General features: G+C 41.9%; 16 protein-coding genes and 1 other annotated feature. Of the genes, 6 read left to right on the forward strand and 10 right to left on the reverse strand.

The window, feature by feature from the left end:
- The first annotated feature begins 169 nt into the window (after positions 1-169).
- Positions 170-1507 (forward strand): branched-chain amino acid transport system II carrier protein, encoded by a 1338-nt coding sequence (gene brnQ, locus ACFVAD_RS17520; protein WP_386642901.1) that lies wholly within the window; start codon positions 170-172, stop codon positions 1505-1507.
- Between the two features lie 39 nt (positions 1508-1546).
- Here brnQ and ACFVAD_RS17525 read toward each other — a convergent pair whose 3' ends face one another.
- Both ACFVAD_RS17525 and ezrA read right to left on the reverse strand, forming a co-directional pair.
- The gene (locus ACFVAD_RS17525) at positions 1547-1855 is read right to left on the reverse strand and encodes a hypothetical protein (protein ID WP_386642904.1); all 309 of its coding nucleotides are present in this window, start codon (positions 1853-1855) and stop codon (positions 1547-1549) included.
- 4 nt (positions 1856-1859) lie between these two features.
- A complete protein-coding gene (gene ezrA / locus ACFVAD_RS17530) occupies positions 1860-3551 on the reverse strand; it encodes a septation ring formation regulator EzrA (protein ID WP_386642907.1) in 1692 nt (563 codons plus the stop codon).
- Positions 3552-3845: 294 nt separating this feature from the next.
- Between ezrA and hisJ the strand changes: the two genes are divergently transcribed.
- Entirely contained in the window at positions 3846-4649 is an 804-nt protein-coding gene (hisJ, locus tag ACFVAD_RS17535; RefSeq protein ID WP_386643133.1) for a histidinol-phosphatase HisJ, read from the forward strand.
- Here hisJ and refZ read toward each other — a convergent pair.
- Entirely contained in the window at positions 4646-5272 is a 627-nt protein-coding gene (refZ, locus tag ACFVAD_RS17540) for a forespore capture DNA-binding protein RefZ (RefSeq protein WP_386642910.1), read from the reverse strand. The two genes, hisJ and refZ, sit on opposite strands and share 4 nt — an antisense overlap.
- Positions 5273-5418: 146 nt before the next feature.
- Here refZ and ACFVAD_RS17545 point away from each other — a divergent pair, with 146 nt between their 5' ends.
- Positions 5419-5898 carry a GAF domain-containing protein gene (locus tag ACFVAD_RS17545; RefSeq protein ID WP_386643136.1) on the forward strand — a complete coding sequence of 160 codons (480 nt, stop codon included), beginning with the start codon at positions 5419-5421 and terminating at the stop codon, positions 5896-5898.
- 238 nt (positions 5899-6136) lie between these two features.
- Here the strand turns inward: ACFVAD_RS17545 and megL are convergent, their stop codons facing one another.
- From megL to ACFVAD_RS17560, 3 genes are all read right to left on the reverse strand, one after another.
- Positions 6137-7324: a methionine gamma-lyase gene (gene megL, locus ACFVAD_RS17550; RefSeq protein WP_386642913.1), complete on the reverse strand. Its 1188-nt coding sequence runs from the start codon at positions 7322-7324 to the stop codon at positions 6137-6139.
- A gap of 154 nt (positions 7325-7478) precedes the next feature.
- On the reverse strand, positions 7479-9272 hold the full coding sequence (locus tag ACFVAD_RS17555; RefSeq protein ID WP_386642917.1) for a sensor domain-containing diguanylate cyclase: 1794 nt from the start codon (positions 9270-9272) through the stop codon (positions 7479-7481).
- A gap of 70 nt (positions 9273-9342) precedes the next feature.
- Positions 9343-9957, reverse strand: coding sequence for a hypothetical protein (locus ACFVAD_RS17560; protein ID WP_386642920.1), 615 nt, complete (start codon positions 9955-9957; stop codon positions 9343-9345).
- Positions 9958-10324: 367 nt separating this feature from the next.
- Between ACFVAD_RS17560 and rpsD the strand changes: the two genes are divergently transcribed.
- Together rpsD and ACFVAD_RS17570 are read left to right on the forward strand one after the other, a co-directional pair.
- Entirely contained in the window at positions 10325-10927 is a 603-nt protein-coding gene (gene rpsD, locus ACFVAD_RS17565; RefSeq protein WP_386642923.1) for a 30S ribosomal protein S4, read from the forward strand.
- A 103-nt stretch (positions 10928-11030) separates the two neighbouring features.
- On the forward strand, positions 11031-11153 hold the full coding sequence (locus tag ACFVAD_RS17570; protein ID WP_386642926.1) for a hypothetical protein: 123 nt from the start codon (positions 11031-11033) through the stop codon (positions 11151-11153).
- Between the two features lie 114 nt (positions 11154-11267).
- Here the strand turns inward: ACFVAD_RS17570 and tyrS are convergent, their stop codons facing one another.
- The gene (gene tyrS / locus ACFVAD_RS17575) at positions 11268-12527 is read right to left on the reverse strand and encodes a tyrosine--tRNA ligase (protein WP_386642929.1); all 1260 of its coding nucleotides are present in this window, start codon (positions 12525-12527) and stop codon (positions 11268-11270) included.
- Positions 12528-12581: 54 nt separating this feature from the next.
- Positions 12582-12809, reverse strand: a binding site (T-box leader).
- 136 nt (positions 12810-12945) lie between these two features.
- Here tyrS and ACFVAD_RS17580 point away from each other — a divergent pair.
- Positions 12946-15855: a transglycosylase domain-containing protein gene (locus ACFVAD_RS17580; RefSeq protein ID WP_483887613.1), complete on the forward strand. Its 2910-nt coding sequence runs from the start codon at positions 12946-12948 to the stop codon at positions 15853-15855.
- Positions 15856-15906: 51 nt separating this feature from the next.
- On the opposite strand, the gene ACFVAD_RS17585 is transcribed toward ACFVAD_RS17580, so the two are convergent.
- The 3 genes from ACFVAD_RS17585 to ACFVAD_RS17595 all read right to left on the reverse strand — a co-directional run bounded on the left by ACFVAD_RS17585 (position 15907) and on the right by ACFVAD_RS17595 (position 18510).
- Complete coding sequence (locus tag ACFVAD_RS17585) at positions 15907-17139, reverse strand: MFS transporter (RefSeq protein ID WP_386642935.1); 1233 nt, start codon at positions 17137-17139, stop codon at positions 15907-15909.
- 93 nt (positions 17140-17232) lie between these two features.
- On the reverse strand, positions 17233-18144 hold the full coding sequence (locus ACFVAD_RS17590) for a nuclease-related domain-containing protein (protein WP_386642942.1): 912 nt from the start codon (positions 18142-18144) through the stop codon (positions 17233-17235).
- A 66-nt stretch (positions 18145-18210) separates the two neighbouring features.
- Positions 18211-18510, reverse strand: a complete 300-nt coding sequence (locus tag ACFVAD_RS17595; RefSeq protein ID WP_386642945.1) for a hypothetical protein — start codon at positions 18508-18510, stop codon at positions 18211-18213.
- Positions 18511-18553: the final 43 nt, after the last annotated feature.

Genomic DNA, 18553 nt, shown 5'->3' on the forward strand with positions numbered 1-18553 from the left:
TCTACTGGAAACTGTTCTCACTTTTTATTCATCCTTTTCTGTGTTACGATTAGTAAATGTTTTTCTAATATATCGAATTGTCTAACTTTTAAGTTATTCGACAAATTTCAGCAAAACTATGATAGTATGTAAACGTATTCATTATTTCTTGTCATCAGGAGGTTCACTTATGCAACATAAACTATATTCCAATAAGGATATTCTCATATTAGGCTTAATGCTTTTTGCACTATTCCTGGGAGCCGGAAACATGATTTTCCCGCCGTTAATGGGGCAGGCAGCCGGGACTAGTGTAGGTATGGCCGTTATAGGATTTTTAATTACCGGAGTCGGATTGCCGCTACTCGGTGTCATGGCGATAGCATATACCGGTGGAGACCTGCAGACACTTGCTAATCGTGTAAACCCAATTTTCGGAATTATTTTTACTATCATTATGTACTTGGCAATTGGACCATTCTTCGGAATTCCACGAACTGGTACGGTAGCTTTTGAAATTGGTGCTACTCCATTTTTACCGGAATCCGTTAATCCGGTGGGCTGGCCTTTATTCTTCTATACAATTGGATTTTTTGCTATAACGTATTTTCTAGCACTGAACCCAACCAAGCTTGTTGATCGAATCGGTAAAATACTGACACCCCTTCTATTAGGGGTAATTGGAATATTGGTTATTAAAAGCATCGTGACCCCTATGGGAGAGCTTCAGAAACCTTCTGAAGCATATGCGAATTCTCCATTTTTCAAAGGATTTTTGGAAGGGTATCTTACAATGGATACCATTGCAGCATTAGTTTTCGGAATTGTCGTGATTTCTGCCATCAAGGACAAAGGGGTTACAGATAAAAAAACCATTACCTCCCTTTGCATGAAAGCTGGGTTCATTGCAGCAATCGGATTGACCTTGGTATATGGCGGACTTTCCTATCTGGGAGCCACAAGTACGAATGTTGTTGGTGCTGCGGATAATGGGGGACAAATTTTATCAGGCTCTGCAAGCTATCTGTTCGGTTCATTAGGTACTGTTATTCTTGCACTTGCCATTACCTTTGCTTGCCTGACCACATCTGTTGGATTAGTATCCGCGACAAGCCAGTTTTTTGTAAAAGTGTTTCCTTCCATCTCCTATAAAACATTCGTTGCGATATTAAGCATTTTCAGTTTGATTGTGGCGAATTTCGGATTAAATCAGCTTATCGCATTCTCACTGCCTGTGCTGATCATGATTTATCCACTGGCGATTGTATTGATTCTCTTATCCTTCTATCGCTGGAAAAATGAATCGTATGTATATAGCTTTGCATTACTGTTTACGGGATTCATAAGCTTCGTCGATGGATTGGCCATTGCGAATATCAATATTACATTCCTACAAGATATTTTTAGTGTTCTTCCATTTTACAGTGTTGGCGTAGGCTGGTTAGTTCCTGCCATCATCGGTGCTTTGATTGGAATGGCAATTGGAAACCTGATGCCGAGAAGCAAAAGATCGGAAAGTATTGCATAAAAAAGAAAAACTCCACTTGGGCTGCCAAGCGGAGTTTTTTTATCTTTCATTCTTTTTTCTTTCTACATAGGTAAGCAGCTCATCTATGGATACACGCTGATTTTCTGCGTGAAGTTCATAGACGTCTTGATAGGTTAAACCATAGTCGCCGGAATGAAACGCAGGAATATCTTTGGAGTCCTGAATAATAAGGGAAAGTGGTTCTTCTTCCACATTCTTTTTCAATGAATGCGTCTGCACTGTCAAAGGCTGATTTTTAATGGTTGCCAAAGAATCGTATACCATAAACCATGTCGCCGCTCCACTTACAACCAGTAGCCCGATAAGCAAGAACCTTAAGGTCGTCACTTTCTTAGCTCTCCTTTTCCAAAATTTGCTCTATTTTCTTCAGTACGCCTGGCTCCACTTTCTCAAGCGCAGTAGCTGCTTCTTCCAATGCGTTTTTGTATTCATAGTTTCTGAACAGCTGTTCCGCTTCTATCAAGCTTTCATGGACGAAAGCATGCTTGCTTCTATATCTGTTGCCATATTGTATGATATTCTCAGCAAGGTAAGCGTGGTCCAATATGTCCGTACAATCCGCATAGCATTTTTCCACAGAAGTGACAGCCTGATGCAAGATGGCATTCACTTCAATAATGTTCAGCGGCTTTTCCTCGAGCTTTTCCTTGACTGCCTTCAACTGCTCACTGGCTGTTGTCAGCTCCTGATAAACGGCTTCCGGAAGTCCCGGCATGTTGCTCTTTTCGATTTCCCTTTTCACTTCCAATAGCATTTTGCGCAAGGTTGCCAATTGGTCCCTTGCGGCCATTTCATCTTTTCTCAAAGCCTGCAGGATCTCTGTGTACTGTTGATGTATTTCTTGCAGGGAGTTGATCTGTTCCCAAATATCCTCCAGCTCTTCTTTGAGGATGGAGAATGCTATCGTCTGATTTTCCAGATGGGAACTGAGTTTTTCATAACGATCGACAAGAGCCAGCATGGAATGTTCTATTTTACGTTGGGTTTGGATGTCTTCTTCCTGCAGGTGATAGCTCTCCTGTACAACATAGGTTTCTTCCTTGGATTTTGCGCTTGCCTCCGAAAGGGTATGCAGTACCGTTTCGACAACAGGCAATTCCTTCACAATATAGTGTTTGGCAATCACTTCATTTTCAATGTTGTCATAGAGCTTATCCATTTCCTCTTTCATAAGCTCTATGCCTTCTTTTGCTTCCGCCACTTTTGTTTCAAAAAGAAGATTGGTGATATGCTTTGTCTTTTCTTTCAGACTTTCTACATTTTCTTCCAATTTAACATGATCAAGTATGTATCCCTCTTGCAGCATTTCCTTATAGCCTGTTTCCACCTCGGCCAGCTGGCTTGGTAGGACGGACTGGCAATCAACCAATAGACTTGGGATATTTGCTATTTTAAATTCAAATGCCTCGATCTCCTGTTTCAGCTTTTGCACTAACTCTCTCGCTTCCAAATAGTTCCCATTGTCCATGCTATCATGGAATTCAAGGAAGGTTTGCTGAAGGTGATCGACTTCCTTTTCCAAAAGGGCTGTCGTACTCCCGTATTGATGGCGCTGGTTTAACAGCTTCTTTTTTAATTCCGTATAAGTGACTTCCAACATGTCGATCTGTTCCACGCTTTTGGCTTGGCTGCCGATCAGCTCATCCAGTTCATCAAAGATGGACTTGATCTTATCCTCAATAGCTTCAAGCTTCTGATTTGCGACAGCAAGCACATCTTTCGCCTTTTTGAAACGATATTTATCGACATGGTCCTCTGCATCAAAGAGGTACTCTTCAATGCTCTGTAAGTCGGAGGACAGGATATCATCCCATTGATAGCGCCAGTTCTCGAAGAGCTCTTCTGTCTGCCCGGTCATGTTAAGATCTTTCACTTTTGACAGCTCTTCAGAAACGGGCTTATTCATAATCGATACCTTCCACGTTTCCAACCGATCAACTTCTGCATAAATCTTCTTTCTCCTTAGATAACTGAAACTGACAAATATTACTACTGCTACTAGTACTCCAATGATTATTTCCATACCTAATCCCCTTTTGCCTGGATGGTTGTAACGATTAACTGAACTTTTTATTATGTAAGATGATCAAAAAGACGTTCTTCCCTTTGAACACATGCTAATATATATATTATTCGAAGCTAAAACGGTCATTGTTTCCATTCATTTTTCAAAATTTTTGTTTTTGATGGTAAACAAGTATAAAACATGCCCATTTTATTTGTATTTCAATGTATTTATGATACCATGTAAACGACATTTTTTGACCAATATTTTAAAAATTTTTACATATTTCTTCAAGTATTGGAGGCAAGGATGATGATTATCGATAAACACGTTCATACCCCCTTTTGTCCCCATGGTAGCACAGATTCACTTGAGAGGTATATCGAACAGGCTATTGCCTTGAATTACCGGGAAATTTCCTTTACGGAACATGCTCCTTTACCCAAGAATTTTATTGATCCAACACCGGAAAAAGACAGTGCGATGTCACTTGACCAAATTCATGCGTATCTGGATGAGTTGGGTAGGTTGAAAACTTACTATTCTTCAGCACTAAAGGTTAATATCGGTTTGGAAGTGGACTTTATTGAGGGCTATGAAGAAGAAACGACCGATTTTCTCGATGAATATGGTCCATTATTGGATGACAGCATCCTATCTGTTCATTTTTTATGTAGTGGAAAAGCATATTACTGCATGGATTACAGTGAGGAAACCTTTGAGGAGATGGTTCGGGTATTTGGAGGATTAAGCAAGGTTTATGAAGCATATTTCTCCACTCTGAGAAAATCCATTGTTACAGATCTCGGAAAATATAAACCCGGTCGCATCGGTCATATCACGCTAGTTGAAAAGTTCAAGCGCAAATTCCCAAATGAACAGGATCTTTCTGGTTTTGTGCTGCCTCTATTGGACATCATTGCGGACAAAGGGTATGAACTTGACTATAATGGTGCAGGCTTCACTAAACCTCATTGTTTGGATTCCTATCCACCATCGTCAATCGCATTGGAGGCATATAAAAGAAAAATCCCTCTCGTCTATGGGTCGGACGCCCACAGCGCAAAGGGATTAATGCAGGGATATCAACAGTTGGAGCGGGCTCTTCTTGATTAGAGGGCAATCCTTTCCACAACCCGGCTTGAGAATACGGAATGCTCGAGCCATTCAATGATCTTCTCCTGGTAAAGATCGACAGTTTGTGTCTCATACGGCATCACATGCCACACCTCAGCCAAATACTGAGCATGTAAAAATGGCATACTGATCATACTTTTCAGCTGCATCACCGCAAGAGGAATGGAAATAGGCTGAAACTCTTTGTTCTTCTTGCCTTTTTCAAAAAACAATTGGAGATAATACTTTTCCTTCATCAAGTAAGTGGTCATCACTTCCCGGACAAGTGTGGTATCCAGTGTAATTTCCCTGTATACATATCTTGCCAGCTGGCGGTTTTCCCGATGAAAACTCATCACATTATTCACCGTGAGAATGACACATTCCTGCGCTGATAGGATGGTTATCTTCTTATAGATTTGCTCCAGGACGGACAGGTACTCTTCCAGAAAAACTGCAATGAGATACTCCTGAAGTCCTGCCTTATTTGTGAAATAGTAGGATATATGTGCAACATTGACCTTTGCCTTTTTAGCGATCTCTCGGATTGAAGTACCTGAAAAACCATTTGTATTAAATAGATGAACAGCGGCTTCTATTATTCTTTCTTTGGTCGATTCCATCCTTTTCACCCCTTTTGGTGATTCTCTTTTATTGATTTCTAGCCGTGGAGCGTTTATCCTTTTATTAAATGTCGACAAAGTACATAGGAATTCTACTTATAGTTTGGTAATTCCGCATTTTATCAGGAAAAAGTGAGGGGATTATGATGTTTCAAGTCGAAAACTACAAAGGAACTCGAGAAGAAAATTATGAACTGGTCATCAAACAGCTGCAGGCTTTGATTGCAGATGAGCCAAGTTTCATCGCCAACCTTTCCAACGCCTCCGCGCTGTTAAATGTTTTCCTTGATCAGATCAACTGGGTAGGCTTCTACCTGACTGAAGGCGAAAGCATGCTGGTGCTTGGTCCATTCCAAGGCCTCCCTGCATGTGTACGAATTCCTTTCGGCCGTGGAGTTTGCGGAACAGCAGCAGCGAATGCAAAAACGGAGCTTGTTGCAGACGTTCACGCTTTTCCGGGACATATTGCCTGTGACGCCGCGTCCCAATCGGAAATTGTAGTGCCGATGTTGAAAGATGGAAAAGTCATCGGGGTATTGGATATCGACAGCCCCATCAAAAACCGCTTTGATGAAGTGGACCGAACATACCTCGAGAAGTTCGTTGAGGTACTTCTGGCAAATTAAAAAGGCTCTTTTCGTAAAGTTTGTTGCTTTTGTTCGTAAAAAATCGGTTTTTGGATTTTTTACTGCATTAATTACTTAAAGTTTATTGGGGAACCAATATTCCAAACTGGAAAAGAGCACGATGAAGAGTAATATTACGGCCAATAATCGCATACGAAAAGCAACAAAATATGCGAAAAAACATTAAAAAAGTGCCAAGCCCCTGTTCGATTAACAGAGGACTTGGCACTTTTTTGTTTTATGCGATTTTATCCAACGCCTGCTTCAAATCATCCCAGATATCTTCCTTCGCTTCAAGACCCACGGATAGTCGGATCAGGTTATCTGTAATCCCCATCTGTTCCCTGTTTTCCTTTGGAACAACGGCATGTGTCATGGTAGCAGGATGCTGAATCAACGTTTCTGCATCCCCGAGGCTTACTGCAATCTTTATCAGATTCAATTCATTCAGCAGTTTCTGAGCCTCTGCTTTTCCACCTTTTATGGTAAAAGATATAAGTCCGCCGCCACGCTTCATCTGCTTTTTCATGATGGAGTAGGATGGATTGTTTTTATCACTTGGATAAAAGACGCTTTCAATAGCCTCATGCCCCCTCAATTGTTCAATCACGTACTCTGCATTGTCACAATGTCGGTCCATTCGCACGTGCAGAGTCTTTAATCCCCTGATCAACAGCCACGCATCAAAAGGTGACATGACACCGCCAATATCCTTCAGTGTGGTCATGGAAATCTCCTGAATCATTTCCTTGGAGCCTACAATCAAACCGGCGATGACATCTCCATGCCCGCCAATATATTTGGTGGCACTATGAATGATGATATCGCAGCCGATGTCCAAAGGCTGCTGCAAATATGGAGAACAGAATGTATTGTCCACCACCACCTTGATACCATATTCCTTCGCAATCGACACCACCAGTTCGATATCGATCAGTGCCATCGTAGGGTTTATCGGTGTTTCTATATAGATGCAGGTGGTTTCAGGACGAATGGCATCCTTGATTTCCGCTTCTGTTTGCATGCTGCAGAAACTGTGCTCCACCTCATATTTATTTTTAAGAAGCTGCAATAATCCAAATGTACAGCCATAAATCCCCTGAGAACACAAAATATGTCCATTGCTTCTCGTCAGGGCAATCAGCACTGCAGAAACTGCCGCCATTCCGGAACCAAAAGCCAATCCGGCTTCCCCATTTTCAAGCGCAGCAATTCTGTCCTCGAGCATCTTCACTGTCGGATTCCCGAGTCTTGAATAGATATATCCTTCCTCTTCGCCTGCAAACCGTTTTTCCCCTTGTTCTGCCGTTTGAAAGGAAAAAGTAGAAGTTTGAAAGATTGGTGGCGCCAAGCTTCCGTGATAAATGGAGCTGTCATATCCATGATGGACGACTTCTGTCTCAAACCTTGCATTTTTCTTTTCCATAAAAATTTCTCCCTTCAAATATCACATCCATAACTAGCATATGGCAAAACGCCGAAAAATGAAAGCGTTTTCTTTTTGCGGGGTGATTTCTTGAGGAAAACTGCAAATGATGGAATTCATTAATAAAAGCGGCCGATTCTGCCGGCCGCTAATGTTATCCACAATATTCCTCTGACTCGATGCATAGCTGGTTTTTACCTAAATCTTTTGCTTTCAAGAGGGCAAAATCAGCCCTGTGAAAGAGGTCGCGCGCGGAATCATTCAGACCTTTTTTCCAAAAGGATAGTCCGCAGGAAACCGTCACGGCAGGCGACGTCTGTTCTTCAATTTTCTTAATGATGCGCCCGGCAATCTGCTCACCTAGTGCCAAATCAATTTTCGGAAGGTAAATAGCCAATTCCTCCCCACCCCACCTGGCACCAATGTCCGTTTCTCGTATGCTTGCGTTGATGATCGCTGCGACCTGCATCAGGATGGTATCCCCTATCTGGTGGCCGAATGTATCATTGACCCTTTTGAAATCATCAATATCCAATAGAATAAAGGTTCCATAGGAATCGTGCTTCATCGATTTCTTTATTTTTTCGTCTAGATATTTTCTTGAATATAGCTTTGTCAAATAGTCCGTGATGACGTACTTTTCCAATTCCTCCCGCAGCATCGAATTGCTGAATGCAAGCGTCGAATGGTGAATAAGCGATTGAAGAAGCTTAAATTGCTCAAAACTGAAAAAGTAGGGCAGTGTGTGTGTAACGACACATGCTCCTTTAATGCCGTTGGAGGCATGCATAGGGATAATCATACAGGAACAAAACGGCAGATTGGAAAGCCGTTCATGTACACGTAGATCCCCGATAAAAAGCGGCTCTCCATCTGAATATACATAATCCTGCATATGGGATAGATAGACTCCGATATCCTCCTTGAGGAAAAATTCGGTGGACCCTGGCAGCACCTCTGCCACTCCAGCTTTATATAGGACAAATGCCGCTTCTTTTGCCTCGAAGAAATGCATGATCTTCTTGATCATATATGCCGTAACTTCCTGAAGCCTCAGATTGGAATTTAACTGATGGGAGGTCTCATTGATCAGCTGCAGATCGGAAATGACCTGCTTCGATTGCTCATACAGTTGTGCATTTTCAAGGGCAGTTCCGGTAGCGTTGGCAAGCAAAGTGATAAATTTCAGCTCTTTTTCAGGCAAGTAGAATGAATCCAGGGAGATAATCTGCAATACGCCATAGATCCCCTGCTCCCCTTTTATCGGAACATAAATATAAGTTCTTCTATCCCTGATACAGTTCTCGAGCTGAACTTCCCCAGTCACATAGGCATTCATCGCGCTCATGTTAGAGTCATCAAAATCCAATTTTTTTACCGGCAGATGCTGCAGATCATCATTATCCGATGTAAGCAGCAGCAAATAGGAAAAATCCTCATACGTATTTCGTAATATTTCGATAATTTCAGATAGTATACCCTCCACCCTCATGGAAGAATGGAATTTGGAAGTCACTTTATACAATTCTTCGTACTGCTTCTCTTCAAATCTGGTATGTATGTATTGGTTGTATTGTTGAAAGATTGTGGAAAGTTCTTTTGATAACTTGTCAAAGCTTTCTATTGAGAGAGGTAATGGAGAGGTAAATTGCAATTCTACTGCACCCAAAAAATCCTTGTCCCCATAGAGAGGCAGGTTGACATTTCCCCAGTCACTTTCCCCTGTTTCTAGAGTTTTATGGTAATCGGCCCCCATTTCCCTTACTCTTAGCTGATCGTAGATGGGTGAAAACTCTTCCATTGTAACGGTGACCGAATTCGCCTTCAACTCTTCTTTTAGGATGGATTGCAGCATGATGAGAAATGTAGCTTGTGTAAGATTAGAAGACGAGAGAAAAAAATCTAATATTCTGCTTTTTATTTCAAGAATTTTATTAGTCGATTCCATTTTTTTCACCTTTTACATTACTATTTACCTATATTATAACGGTAACAGGTTAAATTTTCCTAGTATTATTTTAAGGAATTAACAAAACAGTATCTTTTTCGAACAAGACAAGCCACAGATCCTGCTTATCCGAAAGCTTATGAACCGAGATCGGTTTTTCATCAAAGGATTTCTGAATGATAAAACCCGATTCATTCGAGAGTTTCACCACATACTGTTCCGTATCTGTTTCTTCTATTGAGAGCTTGTAATCTTTCTCTTCCTTATTCTTCTCTTTTTTCACACCTTCTTCCACTATTAAATCTTCATTATAGAATATCCATTCCTCATCGGTTTGCAGCCATACACCTTTGGAGTTTGGGTCCTTTTCCAGTTGAATCGGATGAGTCTCCAACTCGATCGCATTTATCGTGTCAAACTTGTAATTATCTTTTTCATCTATCTTATAGGTAACAAGAATTGGCTTCTCTTCATGTTCCTTTACAATTGCAATGACAGGAGTCTGATTCTGTTGATCTTTCTCCTGGACGACAACAGCCATCGGTTGGAAAGATTTTTGGGGATTCGCCTTTTCCTTCTCTTCATCGGTACCATATTGTATGGAAAACAAATACAAAGTTGTAATCCCGATAACTCCTATAATAAGAAAGCGAATAATTTTTTCTTTTTTCGATTCTTTGTACATATCTTTTTCTCCTCGACGCGTTTGTATAGAAAATTATACCATAGGAGCTAAACGTAAGGACACGCACGTTTAGCGAAAATATTGAGTTGTGGTATAATGAATGGAATGCAAACATCCTTTCCCCAAACTATTCGATTCTATCCTTGACTTCCTATACATTTTTCCGATATAATAGCCTTTGTGTAAAATATTGCAGCCTATGTGGTATGCTATGTTGATTCATTTTGTTCCCCGTTCCATAAAAACGGAGGTGTATCGTGTAACTCTTTGCTGCAGAGCGAGGATACATGAAAACAAAATGGTCGGGTAGATTAGTCGCATCTGTTATTATTTTACAACAAATAATAACACGAAGGAGGAGTCATTCATGGCTCGTTATACAGGTCCAAGTTGGAAACTTTCTCGCCGTCTAGGCATTTCATTAAGCGGAACAGGTAAGGAATTGGAAAAACGTCCTTACGCTCCTGGACAGCATGGTCCAAACCAACGCAGAAAGATTTCTGAGTACGGTTTACAATTACAAGAAAAACAAAAATTACGCCACATGTACGGTGTAAATGAGCGTCAATTCCGCAGCCTTTTCGATGCTGCTGGCAAGATGCAAGGTAAACACGGTGAAAACTTCATGGTTCTTTTAGAATCTCGTTTAGACAACGTAGTTTACCGTTTAGGTCTAGCTCGCACTCGTCGTGGAGCTCGCCAATTAGTTAACCACGGTCACATCACGGTTGATGGAGCTCGCGTAGACATTCCATCTTTCCGCGTGAAAGCTGGTCAAGTAATCGGTGTTCGTGAAAAATCACGTAACCTAAGCACTATCAAGGAATCTATCGAAGTAAACAACTTCGTTCCAGAATACCTTACTTTCAATGCTGACGCTTTAGAAGGAACTTTCACTCGTTTACCTGAGCGTTCCGAGTTAGCTGCTGAAATTAACGAAGCTCTAATCGTTGAGTTCTACTCTCGTTAATGATAAGAAACACCACCGGATTCCGGTGGTGTTTTTTTGTTCGATTATTTAGACTTTTGCCAGATTTGAAATCAATGGAAGTCAAGGAAGAGCGGAATTAGCTTTGAACAGCTTTGATCTGCTTGGTCAGCATAGTTATCTATCCATTTTCAATGATAATCTATCCGTTTCTGGTCATTATCGATCCACTTTCTTGAGTAATCTATCGACTTTTGGCATGTATTGATCCAAAACATTCGATAATCTATCATCATTACAAATAATGGTAAAATTAACCCTCAAAGTCACTGTCTTCACAAGAAAAGAGGCGACCATTTAAAGTCCACCTCTTCCTTTTACATTAATATTTAATTAGGAAGTACTTCTTTTTCCCTCTTCTGATTACGGTAAATTGGCCTTCGATACGGTCGGCTTCTCCTAGTACATGGGCGAGGTCCTGCACCTTCTCGCCATTGATGGAGACAGCACCGTTTGTGATGTCTTCACGGGCCTGGCGCTTGGATGGAGCAATCTTGCTTGCTACCAGCAATTCGACGAGTTGCAGCTGCTCTACATTTTCAATTGTAAAGGAAGGAACATCCGCAAATCCCTGCTTGATTTCTTCTGCGGTCAATTCGGAGATGCTTCCGCTGAACAATGCTCCGGAAATACGAATCGCCTGCTCAAGGGATGCCTCCCCGTGCACCAATTTCGTCACTTCTTCCGCCAGTCGTTTATGCGCAGAGCGTTTTTCTGGTGCTTCATGCAATTCCTTTTCCAGCCCTACGATTTCTTCGTGAGATAAGAATGTGAAGAACTTCAAGTATTTCACTACATCACGATCATCCGTGTTGATCCAGAACTGGTAGAACTCGTATGGAGAAGTCTTTTCACGATCCAACCAGATCGCGCCGCCTTCTGTTTTACCGAATTTCGTACCATCCGCTTTCGTTACAAGAGGAATCGTCAATCCGAACGCCTTTGCATTCTCTTCAGACTTACGAATCAGCTCAAGACCGGCAGTGATATTCCCCCATTGGTCACTTCCACCGATTTGAATCTTACAGCTTTCCTCTTTGTATAAATGTAAAAAGTCCAATGATTGAAGAATCATGTAGCTGAATTCCGTGTAGGAGATTCCTGACTCAATACGGGACTGCACGGAATCTTTTGCTAACATGTAATTCAGGCCGAAATTTTTCCCGATATCACGCAGGAAGGTAATGACATTCATTTCACCGATCCAGTCATGGTTGTTCGCGATTACAGCAGGGTTTTCAGCAGCCTGGAAATCCAGGAATTGCGAAAGCTGATTTTTGATACGGTTGGACCACTCCACCACGATATCGGACGTATTCAACGTTCGTTCCGCTTTCTTCCCGCTTGGATCCCCAATCAATCCAGTTGCTCCACCAACCAGTGCAATCGGATGGTGACCTGCCTGCTGGAATCTTTTTAACGTCAAAATGGGAAGCAAGTGGCCAATATGCAGGCTATCGCCAGTCGGATCGAAGCCGGAGTACAATTTCACCTTCTCCTCCGATAAAAGCTTCACCAATCCCTCTTCGTCTGTAACCTGATTCACTAAGCCCCTGAATTTTAAATCCTCTAATAAGTTCATGTTTTTTGCTCCTTTTGTTCAAAATAAACACAAAAAAACCCATCCCTCCATTACAGAAGGGACGAGTTTATACGCGGTACCACCCTAATTGAAAAGCAGTATGTGCTTTCCCACTCAAAAATGTAACGGTTCACACCGTCTTTTGCTACTAGGCCCATACTAGCCGTTCCCAAAAGATGCTCAAGGAGGTAATTCATCTATAAGGGTGTACTGATTCGCACCAACCATCAGCTCTCTTTAAGCAAGCCCATATACACTACTCTTTCCTGTCTACGCTCTTATGTTAAAAATAATATACAGTCTTTTTATCATAAGAGCAAGCCCAGTGTCAACAAAATCCTGGAAAAAGTAAAAAGTTTGTCGCTTGAAATCCGCTATATGCTATAATTAGTATGATTTGCCGGGGGGTAGATAAATGATGTCAAACTACGACAAGTTCAAAGAAAAAACGCAGTCCTTTTATCAAATTTTCGTCAATAAATACACGAAAAAGGGCGCAAACATTACATATTTAGTAGTGTGGAATCTAATCTTGATTTTCCTTGTCATCGGATTGATCGGTGCATCCTTTGCAGGTGGTGCAGGTGCAGGATACTTTGCAGCACTCGTTAAAGATGAAGAAGTCCGTTCCTATGAAGATATGAGGAAAAACATTTACAACTACGAAGAATCAACAGAGATGTTTTTTGCAAACGATGTGTACCTAGGAAAATACCGCGCGGATCTTCTCCGTGAGGAAGTGGACCTGGAGAACGTATCCGAGCATTTAATTAATGCCCTTGTGTCAACCGAGGATGAGTACTTTTTTGAACATGAAGGCGTCGTTCCAAAAGCGATAGTCCGGGCCATTGTCCAGGAAGTGACGAACTCCGCCAACCAGACAGGGGGAAGTACCTTAACACAACAGCTCATCAAGAACCAGGTGCTGAGCAACGAAGTTTCCTTCGATCGCAAAGCGAAGGAGATCCTTTTAGCCCTTCGTCTGGAAAACTACTTCAGCAAGGAAGAAATACTCGAAGCATACCTGAATGTTTCCCCATTTGGAAGAGATTCTTCCGGAAGAAACATCGCAGGAGCACAAACGGCGGCAGAAGGAATCTTCGGCGTCGATATCAGCGAGCTTTCCATTCCGCAAGCAGCCTTTATCGCCGGACTTCCGCAGAGCCCATTCGCCTACACGCCATTTACAAGATCTGCAGAAGTGAAGGATGTAGATGGATTGGCTCCTGGCCTTGAAAGAATGCGCTATGTGCTCCACCGGATGAATGCGATGGGCAAGATAACCGATGAGCAGTACGAGGAAGCTATTGCGTACGACATCACAAAGGATTTTACTGCACCGACGAATTCTGCGATTGAGGAATATCCGCATGTGACTTTTGAGTTGGAAAAGAGAGCAAGAAACATCATTTCGGAACAACTTGCCGTTGAGGATGGATATGAAGTATCTGACCTGGAAAACAATCCGGACTTGAAGGAACAATATCGAACGCTTGCTGATACTGCTTTAAGACAAAATGGATACCGTATCTATACCACGATTGATAAGGATATGTATGACAAGATGCAAGCGGTAAAAGATAATTTTGAGTATTTCGATGCAACCTATGATTATCAAGAGAAGACGGACCCTGAAACCGGGGAATTGTTGAAAAATAATGCAGAACAAGTGGCTGCTGTCATGATTGATAACAAGACCGGTGCCATTAAAAGCTTTGTTGGTGGCCGTGACTTTGACTTATCTTCCGTCAATTTTGCGACAAGCACCTATCGTCACAACGGATCTACGATGAAGCCTTTGCTTGGATATGCTCCAGCCTACGAATTGGGAACTTTGCAGCCTGGTAGTATTTTGGCTGATACACCGTTAAAGGTAACTGCAGGTGGAAAAGTTTGGGAACCTTTCAACTGGAACAACAAATTTAATGGATTAGTAACGGTACGAGATGCGGTCAGACTTTCCCATAACCTGGCAGCAATTCGTGGCTATATGGAAATTGTTCAGCAAAGACCGATGGATTACTTATTTAAACAAGGATTTACCGGTTTAACCGAAGGAGATGCTGAAAACTACTCAGCTGTCCTTGGGGGTCTAACTTACGGAGTAACTGTTGAAGAAAACACCGGTGGCTATGTGACATTCGCCAATGGCGGTAACTATGTGGAACCTTATTTGATTGAGAGAATTGAAACAAGTGATGGAGAAATTGTTTATGAACATAAAGTGGAACCTGTTCAAATCTATTCTCCACAAACTGCTTATCTGATGATAGATACAATGCGGGATGTATTTACAAGAGGTACTGCTAACGTCGCTCCAAAACATCTGCAATTCAGTGCTGATTGGGCTGGAAAAACTGGTACCACACAGGATACACAGGATATTTGGATGATGGGATCAAACCCTAATATAACCTTCGGATTATGGATGGGCTATGATGAAAGAAGAGTACTAAAGACGGTCAAAGGCTATACTCCAACTCAACGAAGCCAAGTTCTTTGGGCGCAGCTACTGAATGCAGCCCACGAAGTAAATCCGGAAAATCTTGCGCCAACACAACGATTCGAGATGCCAGGCGGAATTGTAAAACGTAGCTATTGTAAGTTGTCAGGTATGCTACCATCCGACCTTTGCCGTCAAGCCGGCCTTGTTGGGGAGGATCTCTTCAACGCAGCATTCGCACCGACCAAAGTGGATGACAGCTTGACAGTCGGAAAGTATGTGCAAATTGGAGATGTTGCCTATGCACCACTCGGGTCGACCCCTTCCGAATTTGTAAAACAAGGACCAATGCTAAAACCTGATTTCCTAAAGAAACTACAGATTAAAGATGTGGAGGAACTTGCAAAATATATGCCAAACAGTTCCATCTTTGAAGGTCTTACGGTTCTTTCTCCAGACCCGCTGCCGGTCAACAACCAGGCTCCAAAGCAAATAGGCGGAGTAAGCATCTCCGGCTCGACACTTTCCTGGTCTGCAAGTCCGGAAAAAGATGTAATTGGCTATTATGTGTATCATTCTGCAAACAGTTCAAGCACTGCTAAAAAAATAGCTTCTGTTCCTGCAGGCAAAGAAACAAGTACGAACTTATCACAAGGAACTGGATTCTATTATGTAGTAGCGATAAATGCCAGTGGAAAAACGTCCTCTCCATCTAGTTCAGCAAAACTTGGAGATCCAGATAAGAAAGAAGAACCGAAACCTGAACCTAAGCCACCAACCACCCCACCAGGTGGCGGCAATAATGGCGGTGGAAATGGGATCGGAAATGACGACGGAGACGACAACTCCACCGATCCGCCGCCTGATTCCAACGGTGATGATTAATGTTTGAAAAGAGCCCCTAGACCAAATTTGTCTAGGGGCTCTTTTTCCATTTCATGATGAACCGTCCCTTGCTACCTGAACCTGCCTTTTCTTTGAACCATGAAATAACGAAGTACCTATAGCAATCAGACAAGTTGTGATTAATGTTCCGTGCAGCATCCACACCATATGCGGCATGCTCATGTTGCTTATCAGCATAGTAGCTGCAAAGAATCCAAGAGCAAAGCCTAATGACTTGAGGAGCATCCCCACAGCGAACACCCTCCCCCGAATGTAATTGTCCGCTTTCTGCAGCAGGCTTGCATGCAGTGTGGTGAATCCTGCATCAAAGATACCTGTCAGGAAAGCAAAGGCTAGTACAATAGGAACCACCGTGCTGGACAGAAACGAGATAAATCCAAGTGACATGAACATGGCGCATACAAAAAACACCATATATATCTTGTCACTTCTGATGATGCTTAAACGAGGAATCGTATAGGTGGCAAGCACTGACCCAATTCCCCAAACACCCCAGATCAAACCGTAATAAAAGCTTTGGCGCTCTGGACTTATATCCTCCGCCAACAACGGGATCCCGAGATTATGGGAGCTTCCGGCAAAGGCGCCAACGAGAAAGACAACATTAATCTTCAGAAGCATCGGAGCCCTTTTCAGATAACCGAGCACTTCGGAAATGTCCTTTCCGATGGAATAGATGTTTTGTTTGAATCCCCTAACCGCTTCACGAGTTTCAGGTAGTGCCATGTGCCATTTAAGACGCCACAGTACCAGTGCTGATAAAAGGTATGTAGCCGCATCAATCATCAGCGTATATTTATAACCGAGCATCTCCGTTATCACACCAGCTCCAATAAAACCGGTTACCAGACTGACAGAGGTAAGCCTTGCGATAAGTGAATTGGTCTCAATAATCTTATCCTGACCGAAAATCTGTGGAATCTCCGCACTGAAACTGACCATAAAGAAGCTATTAATAAAGCCGATCAGACACGATACAGCGATAATGACAACCGGATCTGGAAATGGGATAAGCAGCAGTATCAACCCCGCCCTGGCAATATCCGTAACAAGCATAATCGATTTACGGTTCCATTTATCTGCAGCCACACCCGAGACCAAGCTTGCCAGCACTCCCCCAACCGTCCTGGCTATCATTGTCGCAGCCAGCCAAACAGGACTGCCCGTCGCCGCATATACAACGACATTCAAAACAATCAGGTCCATAAACGAACCAAAATCAGATAACGCCTTAGTGTATAAAAATAACTTATGATTTCTCACTGCTGCTTCCCCACTTTCTAGTTCTTGTATTTATTGTAAGCTTGCGGAAAGTGTTTCGCAATGCGAAATTTATGTGTTGGGAAATAAAATGGTTTAGGGGAGGATGTATTTTAAGTATCTATTTTTTCCTTGGGTGGTTAAATTCATTGGAGCAAGCAGCCTTCTGGCTCTAACAGGATCAGCAATATGAAGGAAGTCACATAACTCATTAATTGAGGCTGTTTTACTAATTAAGAGAGCGAACTCGTTTAGAGCATTGATGTGAGCTTTTTTACATGTATTTTTACAGTGATGACATTTCCATCTGGCATTCCATCTTTCCATTGCCAGTTCGCTGCATTTCGGACATCTGACACCTGTTAGCAATTCTGAAATGGATATTTCATAGTAATCTAGGAGATTAATTTGCAATGGGGTGTTGTGTTTAAGGAGGCTGTTGATGACTTTTCTCATCTCTTTCTTGTTCCAACCTGAAGTACCGTACTTACTAATGAGTTTTTCTATTCTGAATGATAGAGCCGTATTTTTCACTACCATTTCATGGACTAATTGAGGGTTGGAAAGGGACTTTACTATTGCGTTAGGATTTGTTAAAACTACTAACATCTCACCTGGTATGGGTGGTACATTTATTCCTGAAAGCCATTCTCTGAATTGACTATATTGCCTTTTCACTTGAAGTATCGGCTCTGTTATTGCCTTTTCTACCTGTTTGCCTGACTCATCTGTTCTAATTTGGATTAATTGCTGGTGGTTAGGGTCGAACAAGAGGGTTCCAGTTAAGTTTTTCACATCAAGGATGATGAAAAAAGATGGAAATAATAGTAGAGTATCGATTTGGAAGTAGTAGTCTTTAAAACGAAGTCGAATATTGTGAAGGATTTTGAAATCAGTTCCGTGGATTAGCGAAAGAAAATAATCCAGTGAGTCCTCACCGTACTCCCCCGCTTTTCTTTTCTCTAAGTCATTTCTAATCCGCTCATACTTGGGATGGCTTTTGGGCAAGGACTTAACAAAATGGCTAGTATTGCGATAATACCGGCAGTCTCACGTAGTTTTTCAATCAAAAAATCACTCCTTTTTTTGTACAGAATAAGAATTCGGTATATAAGCTGAAACTCCTGCTGATTCGTGGGCTTTTTCATAACTATTTGAATAGTTCATATGGCAGATATTTTCTATCGGACTTTTTTTGAGGTCTATCGGACTTTTTTCACGTTCTATTGAACTTTTTTCCAAGTCTATTGAACTTTTTTCGACTTCTATCGAACTTTTACAAAATATTCCCGCATAGAACAATGCATCACATATCCCGTCAAATAAAACAGCCACCCCTCCAAAGGGGGTGGCTGCTCCAAAACTCTTTTTCAACGACTTCGTCAACTTCCAAAGCCGCAGTTTAAACTTCAGAAAA

The sequence above is a fragment of the Sutcliffiella sp. NPDC057660 genome, assembly GCF_042800035.1.
GTDB lineage: Bacteria > Bacillota > Bacilli > Bacillales > Bacillaceae_I > Sutcliffiella_A.